We start from the raw sequence: 14,094 nt of genomic DNA, 5'->3' as shown, positions 1-14,094 counted from the left end.
TGAACCGCAGTGTTGTCACTCTCTTTGAGAGAGGGACCATGAACGCCGCCCCGTTGCCGCCCCGCCAAAGAAAAAGGGCGGGACCTTGCGGTCCCGCCCTTCGTCTTGTTCAGCAGGAGGCTGAGCGCGTGGACTAGAAGTCCATGTCACCCATGCCGCCCATGCCGCCGCCCGGAGGGCCGCCGGCCGAGGCCTTCTTGGGGGCTTCGACGATCGCGGCTTCCGTGGTGATCAGCAGGCCGGCCACCGAAGCGGCGTCTTGCAGAGCGGTGCGGACAACCTTGGCCGGGTCGATGACGCCGTCCACGATCAGGTCGACATACATTTCGGTCTGGGCGTTGAAGCCGAAGGTGGCCGAGTCGCTTTCCAGAACCTTGCCGACCACGATCGAGCCTTCAACGCCGGCGTTTTCGGCGATCTGACGGATCGGGGCCTGCAGGGCGCGACGGATGATCGCGATGCCGGCGGTCTGGTCGGCGTTGTCGCCGGTCAGGCCAGCCAGGGCCTTGGAGGCCTTCAGCAGGGCGACGCCGCCGCCGGGGACGATGCCTTCTTCAACGGCCGCGCGGGTGGCGTTGAGGGCGTCGTCGACGCGGTCCTTCTTTTCCTTCACTTCGACTTCGGTCGAGCCGCCGACGCGGATCACGGCAACACCGCCGGCCAGCTTGGCCAGACGTTCTTGCAGCTTTTCCTTGTCGTAGTCCGACGTGGTGTCTTCGATCTGGCGCTTGATCTGGGCGATACGGGCTTCGATCGCGTCCTTCTCACCGATACCGTCGACGATGGTGGTGTCGTCCTTGGTGATCGTGACCTTCTTGGCCTTGCCGAGCATTTCGAGCGAAACGTTCTCGAGCTTGATGCCCAGGTCTTCCGACACGACTTGAGCGCCGGTCAGGATGGCCAGGTCTTCCAGCATCGCCTTGCGACGATCGCCGAAGCCCGGAGCCTTGACGGCGGCGACGCGCAGGCCGCCACGCAGCTTGTTGACCACCAGGGTGGCCAGGGCTTCGCCCTCGACGTCCTCGGCGATGATCAGCAGGGGACGGCCCGACTGAACGACGGCTTCCAGCACCGGCAGCAGCGGCTGCAGCGACGAGAGCTTCTTTTCGAACAGCAGGATGAGCGGCTCTTCGAGCTGAACTTCCATCTTGTCGGGGTTGGTGATGAAGTAGGGCGACAGGTAGCCGCGGTCGAACTGCATGCCTTCGACGACGTCGAGTTCAGTCTCGGCGGTCTTGGCTTCTTCGACGGTGATGACGCCTTCGTTGCCGACCTTGTCCATGGCCTTGGCGATCATTTCGCCAACGTCCTTGTCGCCGTTGGCCGAGATGGTGCCGACCTGGGCGATCTCGTTGTTGGTCGTGACCTTCTTCGACGACGCCTTGATGTCGGCGACGACGATGGCGACGGCCTTGTCGATGCCGCGCTTCAGGTCCATCGGGTTCATGCCGGCGGCAACCGACTTGAGGCCTTCTTGCACGATGGCTTGAGCCAGGACGGTGGCGGTGGTGGTGCCGTCGCCGGCCTTGTCATTGGTCTTCGAGGCGACTTCGCGGATCATCTGCGCGCCGAGGTTCTCGAAGCGGTCAGCCAGTTCGATTTCCTTGGCGACCGAGACGCCGTCCTTGGTCGAGCGCGGGGCGCCGAAGGACTTTTCGATCACGACATTGCGGCCCTTGGGGCCGAGGGTCACCTTCACCGCATTGGCGAGGATGTTGACGCCGCGCAGCATCTTGTCGCGGGCGTCCGAGGAGAAATAAACGTCTTTAGCGGCCATGTTGAGAGCCCTTCAAAAGAGAAATAGGGGGTTGGAAAGTCGTTCGGACGGAGGAGGACTTAGGCCTCGACCACGCCCAGAACGTCGCTTTCCTTCATGATCAGCAGGTCTTGACCATCGACCTTCACTTCCGTGCCCGACCACTTGCCGAACAGGATGCGATCGCCAGCCTTCACGTCCAGAGCGACAACGTCGCCCTTGTCGTTACGGGCGCCGGGGCCGACGGCGACAACTTCGCCTTCTTGCGGCTTTTCCTTGGCGGTGTCGGGGATGATGATCCCGCCCTTGGTCTTGGTTTCTTCTTCGACGCGCTTCACGAGGACGCGGTCGCCCAGGGGACGAAATTTCATAGGATGTTCTCCGTCGGGACGGTTAGAATTAGGGATCGCCAGCGAGGGAAGCGCTGCTGTTAGCAGTCGCCCCCGGTGAGTGCCAGCGCCGGGCAGGAGGTAGTGCCGGGGGATGGCGGAGTCAAGGATTGCGCCCTCCGATTCTGGCGCGCCAAATGCCCCGCGCCGCCTCGGCGGCCAGCCAGGACAGGCGTAAGGACAGGCTTGATGAAACGTTTCCTATCCTCGGCCCTGGCGGCCAGTCTGGGCCTGGGCCTGATCCTCGTGGCCGGTTGCGTCAGCGCCCCGCCGCCGCCGCCTGGTCCCCTGACGGTTTCGGACGCTGGACCGGTCGTGCTGGCTCCCGGGCAGGCGCTGCGGATCGAACTGCCGCTAAACGCCGGCACGGGCTATTCCTGGCGCCTGGATCGGGAGGCGGACGGCACGGTTCTGAGCGGCGGCTCCAGCCAGACCACCAACGCCGCCCTGCCGGGCGGGGCGATCATGACGATCTTCACCTATCAGGCCACGGGGCGCGGCACGGCCGAGCTGTCCTTCACCCTCAAGCAGCCGTGGATGCCCGACACGGCCGGCGACACCCGACGGGTCTTCAGGGTGCTGGTCAAATGATCGACCATATCACCCTGGGCGTGGCGGATTTCGATCGCTCGGCGGCCTTCTATGACAAGGCCCTGGCGCCGCTGGGCCTGTCCCGGCTCTACACCGTGCCGCCGGAGTTCACCGGCGGGGTGCAGTCCACCGGTTATGGCGATACCCGGCCGTTCTTCTGGATCGCCGGCCAGGATGCGGCGCAGGGCAAGGTGCATGTGGCGTTTCGGGCCCAGACCCCGGCCCAGGTCGACGCTTTCCATGCGGCCGCCCTGGCGGCGGGCGGACGAGATAACGGTCCGCCCGGACTTCGCCCTCATTACCATCCAGACTATTACGGCGCTTTCGTGCTGGACCCGGACGGGTTCAACATCGAGGCCGTCTGTCATGGCGCCGCGCCCGCGGCGCCCGTCTGAACCGACCTCAAGGAGCGCCCCGCGCATGTCGAGCTATGCCCTGTCCCTGCTGCTGGCCGTGATCGCCTGCGTGATCGGTGGCGCGCTGGGCGGCATCGCCCTGGCCAGGCCGGCCCAGGGGCTTGGCATGGCGGGCCTCGCCCAGGGGGAGGCCACGCTGCCCCCACTGCTGGCGGGGGGACGGGCGTTCGGCGGCCTGCTGGTGCTGTCGCATGCCGGGGCGGCCCTCTATCTGGGCTACCAGCCGGGCATTGGCGCGGCGATGGCCTTCGCCCTGGCCCTGGCCTGGTTCGGTGTCGCGCTGGGTCGCGCCGCTTCGCTGCTGATCGACAAGGCCGGCGGCCGGTTCAATCTGGGCAGTCTGCTCTTCGAGGTGCTGATTGGGACCACCCTGGCGCTGCCGTTTCTCAATCCCGGTCGCCTCGTCCTGCGCGGCGGGATGATCGTTTAGGGTCGCGCGCCCTCGTGCCTTAGCAACCACGCCTTGCGCTCGAGGCCGCCGCCATAGCCGGTGAGCGCGCCTGTGGCGCCGACCAGCCGGTGGCAAGGCACAAGGACGGCGATGGGATTGGCGCCGTTGGCCGCGCCCACGGCCCGGGTGGCCGCAGGCTTTCCGATCCGGGTGGCGAGGGCGGCGTAGGTCGAGGTCGTTCCCGCCGGGATGTTGAGCAGGGCGGTCCAGACCGCGCGCTGGAAGGCTGTGCCGTGGGTCGCCCACGCGATGGCGGAAAGGGCGTCCAGAGCGCCTTCGAAATAGGCGTTGAGCGCGGCGCGCACACCGGCCGGCGCGGCGCCGTTCTCCGGAGGCAGGTCGCCATAGTGCAGGCGCAGCAGTCGACCCATGCGCGGCATGTAGTCGTGAAAATCCAGCGCCCGCACGGCGCCGGTCTCGTCGGTGACCAGCAGGATTTCGTCCAGGGGCGAGGGGAGGCGGTCGAGGCGGAGGTGTGGCGGGCGGGTCATGCAGAGTTTATCCGCGATCGCGAGGCTGCAGTCCGCCCGAATTTTGCGATCATTGTTCACTGTTTGTTCAAGTCGAGATACATTCTCCCTTCCCCCTTGATGGGGGAAGGGCCGGGGATGGGGGTGATGCGGCATGTCCGACAAGCCGAAGCCAAGTCACGCGCCTGGCGCGATCCGCCGGGCGCGCAGACTTCGCCGCGACATGACGGTCAGCGAGCGCAGGCTATGGGAAGCTTTGCGGGCCTTGAATCTACACATCCGCAGACAAGCGCCGATCGGCCGCTACGTCGCCGACTTCGCCCATCATGGAGCCAAACTGGTCATAGAAGTGGATGGTGGTCGGCATGACCTGCCCGAGGCGCAATTGCGAGACGCCGAGCGCGACACGTGGCTGACTGCACAGGGCTATAGGGTCATGCGGGTGAGGGACCGCGAAGCTTACGAGTATCCATACGACATCGCCGAGCGTGTCGCGGCTGAGATTCAGCGGTCACCCCCATCCCAACCCTTCCCCCATCAAGGGGGAAGGGCTTCTTAGGATCTAGCGAATACCCGGAACGTGCAGGGCCGCTTCCTTCTCGGCCTTCTGCTTGTAAACCAGGTCGCCGTACTTGCCGTATTCCATGCGGGCGATGGTGCGCTGGTGCACTTCATCCGGGCCGTCGGCCAGGCGCAGGGTGCGGATGCCGGCATAGGCCTTGGCGAGACCGAAGTCGGTGGTCACGCCGCCGCCGCCGTGGGCCTGGATGGCGTCGTCGATGATCTTCAGGGCCAGGCGCGGGGCCGCGACCTTGATCATGGCGATTTCCAGACGGGCCGACTTGTTGCCGGCCTTGTCCATCATGTCGGCGGCCTTCAGGCACAGCAGGCGGCACATCTCGATGTCGATGCGGGCGTCGGCGACGCGTTCTTCCCACACCGACTGGTCGGAGATGAACTTGCCGAACGCCTTGCGGCTCATCAGGCGCTTGCACATCTTTTCCAGCGCGACTTCCGCCGTGCCGATGGTGCGCATGCAGTGGTGGATACGGCCGGGGCCAAGGCGGCCCTGGGCGATCTCGAAGCCGCGGCCTTCGCCCAGCAGCAAGGCGTCTTCCACGGGAACGCGGACGTTCTTGAGGATCACCTCGGCATGGCCGTGCGGGGCGTCGTCATAGCCGAACACCGGCAGCATGCGGACGATCTCGATACCGGGGGCGTCCAGCGGCACCAGAACCTGGCTCTGCTGGGCGTGACGGCTGGCGTTGTCCGGGTCGGTCTTGCCCATCACGATGGCGACCTTGCAGCGCGGATCGCCCACGCCCGAGGACCACCACTTGCGGCCGTTGATCACATAGTGGTCGCCGTCGCGCTCGATGCGCGTCTCGATATTGGTGGCGTCCGACGAGGCCACGTCCGGCTCGGTCATCAGGAAGGCGCTGCGGATCTCGCCGTTCATCAGCGGGCGCAGCCAGCGCTCCTTCTGCTCCAGCGTGCCGTATCGCATCAGCACTTCCATGTTGCCGGTGTCAGGCGCCGAGCAGTTGAAGACTTCCGACGCGAAGCCGACCTTGCCGAGCTGCTCGGCGATCAGGCTGTATTCCAGGTTGGTCAGTTGCACGCCCTCGAAGACGAAGGTGTCGTCGACGTGGGTCTGGCCGCTGTGCGGCGGCATGAAGAAGTTCCACAGCCCGGCCGCCTTGGCCTTGGCCTTCAGTTCCTCGACGACCTGCACGACCTTCCAGCGCTCGGCGCCGAGGACGTTCATCTCGGCCTCGTATCGCGGGATGGCCGGCACGATGTGCTCGTCCATGAACGCGGTGACGCGATCGAGGAATTGCCGCTGCGTGGGGGAGATGTCGAAATCCATGGCGCTTCCCAATCCCTGTCTTCAAACGTTTGTTTGAAGTGGTTGTAGCACCGGGCTGACGCGGACGGCAAGATGGGATGGCAAGCAGACTTGCAGCCGTGGGGCGGCGCCCTTCAAGATGCCCGCCATGAACATCCAGATTCTTCCTCTCAACGGCCGCCATGTGCGGCTGGAACCCATCACGCCTGACCTGCCCGGGACCCTGCGCGACGAATTGCGCGCCGCCATCGACTGCGATCCCGAGAGCTGGGAAATCATGTCGACCAACGGCTGCGGCGAGGGCTTCGAGGACTGGTGGGGCGCGCTGCAGGGCGAGACCCAGCGCGGCGAGCGCATCGGCTTCGCCATCCGCCGGCTGTCCGACGGCAAGGTGGTGGGCACATCCAGCTATCTGAACATCCGCCGCCTGCACAAGGGGCTGGAGGTCGGCTCGACCTTCCTGCATCCGGACGCGCGCTCAGGCCCGATCAATCCGGAGAGCAAGCGCCTGATGCTGGGCCACGCTTTCGCGGCCGGCGCCATCCGGGTGGAGTTCATGATCGATGTCCGCAACGCCCGCAGCCAGGCGGCCATCACAAAGCTGGGCGCCGACAAGGACGGCGTGCTGCGCAATCACAAGATCACCTGGACGGGCCACGTGCGCGACACGGCCGTGTTCTCGATTACCGACGCCGATTGGCCCGGCGTCAAGCAGCGGCTGGACTTCCGGCTGACGGAGACGTTCGTCTAGATCAAAGTTCGCTGCGAGCAATGAGTCTCATCTCAATGCTTCACGGTTTCGAGCGAGCTTTGGCTTGAATGATCGCCCGTATACCCAATTTGGGGGCGGGTCCAAGGTGTTGGTAACCGTCATGCTGCAAGTATTCGCTGCATGGGTGGCATGGCGTGTTTGAGAATCTGCATTGAACATGGCGCACAAGACGCGTCTGCGGATGGCGTTACGCCGGGCAAGATCGATCGCACCGCCGCGCTGTATGTTGAGAGCCGCTGGCCGCCGCCCCGGCGTTTTGGCCAGGTCGCGCCCGGGGCCTATGTTCTGGTCGACCCTAACGCCGAGTTCCTGGATGGCGAGGAACTCAAGCAGATCGCCAGCGAACTTCAGCTGCGCCTGTTCGGCACTCAAGGCCGAGAAGACCTGTGCATGCTCACCTATGAGGGCGACGAGACCCAGGTGCTGCGCTTTGCATGCCTGCCCGAGGCCGAACTGCTGTCCATGCGGGGCGGAGAGCCACCGCCGCCCGTCGGGCGCACCCGCGTGGTCACGCGAGATGGGGTGCAAGAACTGGCCTCCTGGGGCTCGACGCCGCGCAACGTCGCCCAGGCCGCCGTTGGACCTCTCGACGGGCCGCGCCTGGGATGGCGCGGTGTCTACAATCCCGTCACCGAGTATTTCGAGGCCAGCCAGTCGCAATTCATGCTGCGGGAGCCTGAAAAGACGGTCCCGGACGACAGCCAATATATGCAGTCGGATCTGGCGATGCTGGATGCGAACGTCGCCGCTCTCGAGCAGCAGCCGGATCTGCGCTTGCAGACCGATTTCCGGATGTGGAGCCTGGTCCGCGCCAGCCTGCGCGAGGCCTATCAGGCCAGGCTGTCGTCCCTGTCCCCGTCGGTCGTCGATCAGCTGAGCGCCCAGGTCTATGAGACGCCGCGCGACCTGCCGTTCTCGGCCATCGCGCCGTTGCGCGATCTGCTGCGGCCGATGTTCCAGCGAATCGAACTTCGGATCGAAGATGCCGGGTTCAACGTCCGGGCTGTGCCGGCCAATCTGATCGACGGCGTGGTCTTGCAATTGTCAGGCGCCGACGAACTCCAGCGCCTGCTGAGCCTGCGGCGGTTCCTGTCTGCGCGTCGGCAATATATCGACCTAAAGCTGCGGCAAGGCGTCACAGGCGTGCGATCACGCCGCGAATTTGACCTGTGTCGCGAGCTGCGACTGTCCTCGGTGAGCGGACCTTTTGTCACGGCTCCGTTCAGCGAACCCCTGCTGGAACAGGCGTTCCCGCATCCGGGTTTGCCGTTCAGAAAGGCTCCTCCACCCGCTGAAAACCAAGGGTTGAGTTAATTCTCGCACACTAGTCTCCCTAACCAATTGGCGATGAATCGCGGGTAAGTCAGTGATCATGACCGCGATCGCCTGTTTGCGCCTGCTTATCGACGATCACGCCTTCCCGGCCTTGCGGGCCCAGGAGGCGGCGGACGCCTATCTGAAGGCGCGCTGGACCGCCCCGCGCCGTTACGGCGCCGTGGCGCCCCTGGCCTTTGTTCTGGCCGATAGCCGCGCCGCGCAACTGGATCCCGTCGAGATGCAGGCCCTGGCCGCCGAGCTTGAGGCCAGCCTGTTCCCCGGCCGCAAGAGTGGTCAGGTCTGTTTGATGACCTTCGAGGGTAATGAGAGCGCGGTCCTGAAATTCGCCAGCCTGAGCCAGGCTGAACTGGCCGGTCTGGTGGCCGGCGAGGGCTATGGCGGCCCCGCCGGTCGTGTTCAGGTGATCACGGCCGAAGCCATCCGCGCTGTGCCCAGCACGCGCGAGGAGGCCCTCGCGGCCAAGGCGGCGGCTGGCGCCCCGCCGGCTCCCATCACGCCGCCGCCTGTCGCTCCAGCGGCCGCCGCCGCGCCTGAGACCGCTGCGGTTCAGGTCGAGACGCGGGCGCCTCAGGCCCCGGCTCCTGCGCCGGTCGCCCGGGCCAATCCGGCGCCGCCTCCGCCTTCGCCGCCATCCAAGACCGGCTGGTGGGGTCTCTATGATCTGCCGACCGAGGCCTTTGTCGGCTCGATGATCGGCCTGCGCGCCGATCTCACCGAGACGCCCCCCGAGGCGGATTCGGCGCTCCTGACCCGTGACCTCAGCTGCCTCAACGACGCTCAGACCGCCCTCAAGACCGCGCCTTTCGGCGACTTCTACGTGCCGTTCGGCTTCTGGAACCTGACCACGCCGCACGCCCAGGACGCTTACAAGACCCGCCTGTCGCGCTATCCGCTGGACCTGCAGCCCCGCCTGGGCGCCAGTGTCTATGGCACCCCGCGGGAGGCCTCTCTGGGTCTGGTCAGCCAGATCCGCGCCTTCCTGAAAGGCAGCTTCGCTTTCCTCGACCTCAATGTGGTGGATCCGACCTTCCCGGTGCACAACCTGCCGCCCGAGCTGATCGACAGCGTAACCTTGACCCTGACCGGCGAGGACGAGCGCGAGCGCCTGAACAAGATCCTGAAGTTCGTGGAGCGCCAGGGCGTCTATCGCGGCAAGGGCGTGGCCCAGTGCGTGGCCGGCGTCAGCAGCGCCAACGAACTGGACGCCTGCCGCCAGGGCGGCGTCGCCCGGGTGCAGGGCACGGCCATCACCGGCTTCCTCGACAAGCCCGTCGCCCAGGCCGAAGGCGCGCCGCTGGCGCAGGCCCGCGACGCGGCCTGACGGTCCTTCTCGGGCAGACGGATCGGGTCTCCTCAAAGAGATGCGTGCGTTATAACATAACATAGCATATTGCCCGCGCCGCCCGCCTCGGCTACTGGTGTTACATTGTAACATCGAGAGGCGTTCGCGTGTCCCAGACGTCAAGGATTGATCGCCGCCTGCCGGTGACCGTGCTTTCGGGCTTCCTGGGGGCGGGCAAGACCACCCTGCTCAACCATGTCCTCCACAACCGCGAGGGCAAGAAGGTCGCGGTGATCGTCAATGACATGAGCGAGGTCAATATCGACGCCGCCCTGGTGGCCGAGGGCGGCGCGGATCTGTCACGCACCGACGAGACCCTGGTGGAGATGTCCAATGGCTGCATCTGCTGCACCCTGCGCGACGACCTGTTGCAGGAGGTTCGCCGCCTGGCCGCCGAGCGACGCTTTGACTATCTGCTGATCGAGTCGACGGGCATTTCCGAGCCCATGCCGATCGCCGCCACCTTCGACTTCCGCGACGAGGCCGACCAGAGCCTGTCGGACGTGGCGCGGCTGGACACCATGGTCACGGTGGTCGACGCCTTCAACTTCCTGCGCGACTACGCCTCGCGCGACAGCCTGGCCCAGCGCGGCGAGACGGCGGGCGAGGGCGACGTGCGCACCGTGGTCGATCTGCTGGTCGAGCAGATCGAGTTCGCCGACGTCATCGTGCTCAACAAGACCGATCTGGTCTCGGCGGAGGATCTGGGACGGCTGGCCGGGATCATCGCCACCTTCAATCCGGGCGCCCGGATCATCCGCTCCGAACGCGGGGCGGTGGCGCTGGACGACGTCATGGGCACCCGCCTGTTCGACTATGCCCGGGCCGAGGGCGCCGCCGGCTGGCAAAAGGCCCTCATGGGCGAGGTCCTGCCCGAGACCGAGGAATATGGCGTCAGCCACTTCGTCTATCGCGCCTCCAGGCCCTTCCATCCCCAGAAGTTGAAGGTCTGGCTGGAGCGCGAATGGCCCGGGGTGATCCGCTCCAAGGGCTTCTTCTGGCTGGCCACGCGCTATGACCGGGTTGGCGGCTGGAGTCAGGCCGGGGCGGTCACCCAGCATGGCCCGCATGGCCGCTGGTGGGCCACCGCTCCCCAGGACCAGTGGCCCGACGATCCGGCCTGGCGGACGACCATCGAAAAGGTCTGGAAAGCTCCACATGGCGACCGCCGCCAGGAGATTGTGCTGATCGGTATCGATATGGATCAGGCCGCTCTGAAGAAGGGCTTTGACGACTGCCTGCTGTCGGACCTGGTTTTCGGCTTCGGCCCCAAGGGCTGGAGCAAACTGCCCGATCCCTTCCCGTCATGGGGCTAGGTCATGCGCGGCGAACATCACCCGGCGCACATCGAGGATCGGGCGCACAATGACCACGCCCTGGAGTTCGAGCCGACGCCGGCCTGGATCGCCGCGACCATGGGGCTGAGCCTTGAGGACGCCGACTGGCTGTTCATACTCTATGTGGCCCAGCGTTCCGACGGCTCGGCGGGGTCGAGCGCCCGCTACCGCTATTTCTGCGAACCGGTCTGACAACAGGCCGCCTGACGCCTCGATCGCCCTCCCGTCGGCCTGTCGGTAAAAGGGGACTGGGGCGGATCGGGACGGATTGCCCAGACTTGGCTGCAACCTTTTGAGTCCCCGTTTCGTTGAAGCGGATCATCAAAAGGACGGCCCAATGAAAAGTCATCGCCATGGCGCCCGCCTGGCTGCGCTGCTTGCCTCGGCTGCGCTACCGGGCCTGTTGGCCGCCCAGCCGATGCCCAAGGGGCCGGCCAAGCCGGATACGCCTGAAGTCACCGCGATCATCGACAAGGCTATGGCCGTCGCTGGTGACGACTATTTTGTCACGACCGCCAAGCTGCAGTGCGGGGTAGGGGCGTCCACAGGCCTTCTGCAGTCCAGCGCGGCGCCCGAGCCCCTGCAGATTTTCGACAATCTCTATTTTGTCGGGCTCAATAGCGTCGGCGCCTATGCGATCAAAACCAGCGACGGGATCATCCTGATCGACTCGCTCAACAGCGCCGAAGAGGCCGAGAAGGTCCTGGTCCCGGGGCTTCGCAAGCTGGGGCTGGATCCCGCCCAGATCAAGTATCTGGTCATCACCCACGCCCACGGGGACCACTACGGCGGCGCCCAGTACCTCAAGGAACACTTCGCGCCGCATCTGATCGCCTCGGAAGCCGACTGGAAGATGATGGAAGAGCCTGGAGCGAAGGGGCCGTTTTCCCCGCCGCCCGCCCGGGACATGGTCGCCGTCGATGGTCAGAAACTGGTGCTGGGCGACACGACGATCACCCTTGTCCTGACGCCCGGACATACGCCCGGCACCCTGTCGCTGATCATCCCCGCGACGGACAAGGGCGTGCCACACGTGCTGGCCATGCAAGGCGGCACGGGACTGCCCCGCACCCTGGAGGCGCTGAAAACCTATCGGGCGTCGCTGGATCATTTCGCCGCATTCGCGGCGGCGGCGGGCGCCGATATCGAGCTCAGCAACCATCCGTTTGTCGATGACAGCCTCAAGCGGATGCAGCAGCATGCGGTCGCGCCGAGCGGCCCCAACCCGCTGATCATAGGCCAGGCGCGCTACAGGCGTTATGAGCAGGTGATCGCCCTGTGCGCCGATGCCGGCATCGCCCGCTTGCAGCCCTGACAGGACCGCAAGCCGCGCCCAGCTACCGCCGACCGAACAGCCGCTCGATATCGGCGAGTTTCAGCTCCACATAGGTCGGGCGGCCGTGGTTGCACTGGCCCGAATGGGGCGTGGCCTCCATCTCGCGCAGCAGGGCGTTCATCTCGGCGCCGTTCAGCCGGCGGCCGGCGCGGACGCTGCCGTGGCAGGCCATGGTCGAGCACACTGCTTCCAGCCGCTCCTTCAGGGCCAGGGCCTGACCGTTCTCGGCCAGGTCGTCGGCGATGTCGCGCACCAGGCCGGCGGCGTCGGTCTTGCCCAGCAGGGCCGGGGTTTCGCGCACCAGCACTGCGCCGGGGCCAAAGCTTTCGATCACCAGGCCCAGGGCCGCCAGTTCCTCGGCGCGGGCCAGGATGCGCTCGGCCTCGGCGGGGTCCAGGTCCACCACCTCGGGCAGCAGCAGGGTCTGGCGAGCGACGCCGCCGGACTCCATCTCGCCCTTCATGCGCTCATAGACCAGGCGCTCGTGGGCGGCGTGCTGGTCGACGATGACCATGCCGTCGCGGGTCTGGGCGACGATATAGGTCTCGTGCACCTGGGCCCGGGCCGCGCCCAGCGGGAAGTCGACGGGATCGAACGGCGCGTTGGCATAGTCGCCGGCCTGTGGATAACTTTGCGCCGCGTCGCCGTTCTGGATGGCGTCATAGGCCTGGCCCAGCACGTCGCCGAACCCCGGCTCGACCCGCGCCGAGACGTCCGACAGGCCCGGCAGCCCCTGGGGTCGCGGCGGCGCCCAGCCGCCCTCGCGCCAGGCCGAGAAGCCGGCGGGGGAAGGATCGGCGCGGAACTGGAACGGCGAGCCCCCTTGGGCGCGGATGCTGTCCAGAGCCGCCGTCGCCACCGTGGTCGAGGCCCGGTGCCCGGCCCCGGCCAGGGCATGGCGCAGCGCCCCGACGATCAGGCCGCGCACCAGGGCCGGATCGCGGAACCGCACCTCGGCCTTGGCGGGGTGGACGTTGACGTCGACCTCGGCGGTGTCGAGCGACACATAGAGCGCCGCCGTCGGGTGGCGGTCGCGGGCCAGGAAATCGGCATAGGCGGCGCGCAGGGCACCCTGCAGCAGCCGGTCGCGCACCGGGCGGCCGTTGACGAACAGGTACTGATGGGCCGCGTTGCCGCGGTTGTAGGTCGGCAGGCCCGCAAAGCCGGTCAGGCGCACGCCGTCGCGGGTCTGGTCGATCTCGATGGCGTTGTCCTGGAAGTCGCGGCCCAGCACGGCGGCCAGACGGGCCAGACGGCCCTGCGGTCCCGGATGCTCGGGCGGCAGGCGCAGGATGCGGCGCCCGTCGATGTCCAGCGAGAAGCCGACCGCCTCATGGGCCATGGCCTGGCGTTTGATCTCCTCGGTGATGGCCAGGGCCTCGGCGCGTTCCGACTTCATGAACTTCAGCCGGGCGGGGGTGGCGTAGAACAGGTCGCGTACCTCGATCCGCGCGCCGTGCGGGCCGGGAAAGGCGGCGGGGGCCACATCGCCGACCTGACCGCCCTCGACCAGGATCGAGAAGGCGTCCTTCTCGCCCTTGGCGCGGGAAGCGATCGACAGCCGCGCCACCGAACCGATCGAGGGCAGGGCTTCGCCCCGGAAACCCATGGTGTGGATGCGCAGCAGGTCCCACAGACCGTCGGCGTCGGGGGCCAGTTTCGAGGTGGCGTGGCGCTCGATGGCGACGGGCAGTTCCTCCGCCGACAGGCCCATGCCGTCATCGGCCACCAGGATGCGGGTCAGGCCGCCGCCATGGGCTTCCACCTCGATATGGCTGGCCCCGGCGTCGATGGCGTTGTCGACCAGTTCCTTGATGGCGCTCGCGGGCCGTTCCACCACCTCGCCGGCGGCGATGCGGTTGACGGTCTCGGGCGGCAGGCGGCGGATCGGCATGGTCGGACTTTCGGACGGCTGATTACATTAGAGCGATTCCACCGGGATCGACGCCTGGGCGCCGCGCGTCTGGCAGTCCCTGCCTGGGCTGGGATGACAAGGATTTGACCGCGCAAGGCCAAGCTTTGGCCGCAAGGATCGCATCATGGTCAT

The 14,094-nt window shown here is 66.6% G+C and carries 15 protein-coding genes; 10 read left to right on the top strand and 5 right to left on the bottom strand.

Annotated elements, in window-relative coordinates:
* Positions 1-133: 133 nt before the first annotated feature.
* Entirely contained in the window at positions 134-1,777 is a 1,644-nt protein-coding gene (gene groL, locus ACN2C7_RS17110) for a chaperonin GroEL (RefSeq protein WP_419318565.1), read from the bottom strand.
* Positions 1,778-1,836: 59 nt separating this feature from the next.
* Positions 1,837-2,127: a co-chaperone GroES gene (gene groES, locus ACN2C7_RS17105; protein ID WP_010918572.1), complete on the bottom strand. Its 291-nt coding sequence runs from the start codon at positions 2,125-2,127 to the stop codon at positions 1,837-1,839.
* A gap of 207 nt (positions 2,128-2,334) precedes the next feature.
* Here groES and ACN2C7_RS17100 point away from each other — a divergent pair, with 207 nt between their 5' ends.
* The 3 genes from ACN2C7_RS17100 to ACN2C7_RS17090 are packed head-to-tail and all read left to right on the top strand — an operon-like array spanning position 2,335 to position 3,582.
* Positions 2,335-2,736: a protease inhibitor I42 family protein gene (locus tag ACN2C7_RS17100; protein ID WP_419318563.1), complete on the top strand. Its 402-nt coding sequence runs from the start codon at positions 2,335-2,337 to the stop codon at positions 2,734-2,736.
* Positions 2,733-3,131, top strand: a complete 399-nt coding sequence (locus ACN2C7_RS17095) for a VOC family protein (protein WP_419318561.1) — start codon at positions 2,733-2,735, stop codon at positions 3,129-3,131. Before ACN2C7_RS17100 ends, ACN2C7_RS17095 begins: the two co-directional genes overlap by 4 nt.
* A 25-nt stretch (positions 3,132-3,156) precedes the next feature.
* Complete coding sequence (locus ACN2C7_RS17090) at positions 3,157-3,582, top strand: DUF4345 family protein (protein WP_419318559.1); 426 nt, start codon at positions 3,157-3,159, stop codon at positions 3,580-3,582.
* Here the strand turns inward: ACN2C7_RS17090 and ACN2C7_RS17085 are convergent.
* Complete coding sequence (locus ACN2C7_RS17085; protein WP_419318557.1) at positions 3,579-4,094, bottom strand: methylated-DNA--[protein]-cysteine S-methyltransferase; 516 nt, start codon at positions 4,092-4,094, stop codon at positions 3,579-3,581. The genes ACN2C7_RS17090 and ACN2C7_RS17085 overlap by 4 nt on opposite strands.
* A 133-nt stretch (positions 4,095-4,227) precedes the next feature.
* Here ACN2C7_RS17085 and ACN2C7_RS17080 point away from each other — a divergent pair, with 133 nt between their 5' ends.
* Positions 4,228-4,632: an endonuclease domain-containing protein gene (locus ACN2C7_RS17080; RefSeq protein ID WP_419318555.1), complete on the top strand. Its 405-nt coding sequence runs from the start codon at positions 4,228-4,230 to the stop codon at positions 4,630-4,632.
* A gap of 3 nt (positions 4,633-4,635) precedes the next feature.
* Here the strand turns inward: ACN2C7_RS17080 and ACN2C7_RS17075 are convergent, their stop codons facing one another.
* On the bottom strand, positions 4,636-5,943 hold the full coding sequence (locus ACN2C7_RS17075) for an acyl-CoA dehydrogenase family protein (protein ID WP_419318552.1): 1,308 nt from the start codon (positions 5,941-5,943) through the stop codon (positions 4,636-4,638).
* A 127-nt stretch (positions 5,944-6,070) separates the two neighbouring features.
* Here ACN2C7_RS17075 and ACN2C7_RS17070 point away from each other — a divergent pair, with 127 nt between their 5' ends.
* The 6 genes from ACN2C7_RS17070 (at position 6,071) to ACN2C7_RS17045 (ending at position 12,026) form a co-directional block, all read left to right on the top strand.
* Entirely contained in the window at positions 6,071-6,673 is a 603-nt protein-coding gene (locus tag ACN2C7_RS17070) for a GNAT family N-acetyltransferase (protein WP_419318550.1), read from the top strand.
* A gap of 150 nt (positions 6,674-6,823) precedes the next feature.
* On the top strand, positions 6,824-8,008 hold the full coding sequence (locus ACN2C7_RS17065) for a hypothetical protein (protein WP_419318548.1): 1,185 nt from the start codon (positions 6,824-6,826) through the stop codon (positions 8,006-8,008).
* 58 nt (positions 8,009-8,066) lie between these two features.
* Entirely contained in the window at positions 8,067-9,353 is a 1,287-nt protein-coding gene (locus ACN2C7_RS17060) for a hypothetical protein (protein WP_419318546.1), read from the top strand.
* Positions 9,354-9,481: 128 nt separating this feature from the next.
* Positions 9,482-10,690: a zinc metallochaperone GTPase ZigA gene (gene zigA / locus ACN2C7_RS17055; protein WP_419318544.1), complete on the top strand. Its 1,209-nt coding sequence runs from the start codon at positions 9,482-9,484 to the stop codon at positions 10,688-10,690.
* A gap of 3 nt (positions 10,691-10,693) precedes the next feature.
* Complete coding sequence (locus ACN2C7_RS17050) at positions 10,694-10,903, top strand: hypothetical protein (protein WP_419318542.1); 210 nt, start codon at positions 10,694-10,696, stop codon at positions 10,901-10,903.
* A gap of 145 nt (positions 10,904-11,048) precedes the next feature.
* Positions 11,049-12,026: an MBL fold metallo-hydrolase gene (locus tag ACN2C7_RS17045; RefSeq protein ID WP_419318540.1), complete on the top strand. Its 978-nt coding sequence runs from the start codon at positions 11,049-11,051 to the stop codon at positions 12,024-12,026.
* 22 nt (positions 12,027-12,048) lie between these two features.
* On the opposite strand, the gene mutL is transcribed toward ACN2C7_RS17045, so the two are convergent.
* Positions 12,049-13,941, bottom strand: a complete 1,893-nt coding sequence (mutL, locus tag ACN2C7_RS17040; RefSeq protein WP_419318538.1) for a DNA mismatch repair endonuclease MutL — start codon at positions 13,939-13,941, stop codon at positions 12,049-12,051.
* Between the last annotated feature and the right edge of the window lie 153 nt (positions 13,942-14,094).

Origin of the sequence: Caulobacter sp. ErkDOM-E (genome assembly GCF_048541895.1) — a bacterium.
GTDB lineage: Bacteria > Pseudomonadota > Alphaproteobacteria > Caulobacterales > Caulobacteraceae > Caulobacter.
Note: the sequence above shows the minus strand (reverse complement) of the source record. Positions and strands in the feature narration are given on the sequence as shown.